General features: G+C 61.8%; 1 protein-coding gene. It reads right to left on the minus strand.

All coding sequences use genetic code 11. The features are described from left to right. On the minus strand, nucleotides 1-550 hold a 550-nt coding region (locus tag ACLFKU_RS43965), incomplete at both ends, for an AMP-binding protein (protein WP_410853420.1).

Raw genomic sequence — 550 nt, forward strand, 5'->3', positions numbered from 1 at the left:
GGAATTTCGTAAAAGGTGCAACCCACAACCGTTTCGGTCGGCCCGTATTCATTCACCATCCTGGCGCCAGGCTGAACCCTGCGCCACAACTCGACTGTTGAATGCGACAGCGCTTCACCACCGATAACAAGCAGGTCAACCTGGCTGGCCATCGGGCCCGCCAGCAGCTGTTGTCCAAGCGCGTCCAGATGGCTCGGGGTAACGTTGACCAGCCCGCATGCCGAACTGGCCTGTACCTTTAGTCCCGCGACCTCATCGCGTTCCCGTACCAGCCGTGCATGACCACCGCAGATCAGCGGTGCAAACAGGCTGTTGATCGTCGCATCGAACGCCAGGGAAGAAGAAACGATCGAGGATGATCGTGGCGCGTAAGCTTCACAGGCCCACGCAAGATAATTGGCCACTCCACGATGTTCAACCATCACGCCCTTGGGCGTGCCGGTGGAGCCCGAGGTGTAGATCACATAGGCCAGATGGTGCGGGCCCAGGCCCAGCGCGCGCGCATCCGGATCCGATGACGGCTGCCCGGCCCACGCCGGCGACTGCGCCT

It is taken from the genome of Paraburkholderia sp. EG304, assembly GCF_046543485.1.
Lineage (GTDB): Bacteria > Pseudomonadota > Gammaproteobacteria > Burkholderiales > Burkholderiaceae > Paraburkholderia > Paraburkholderia youngii.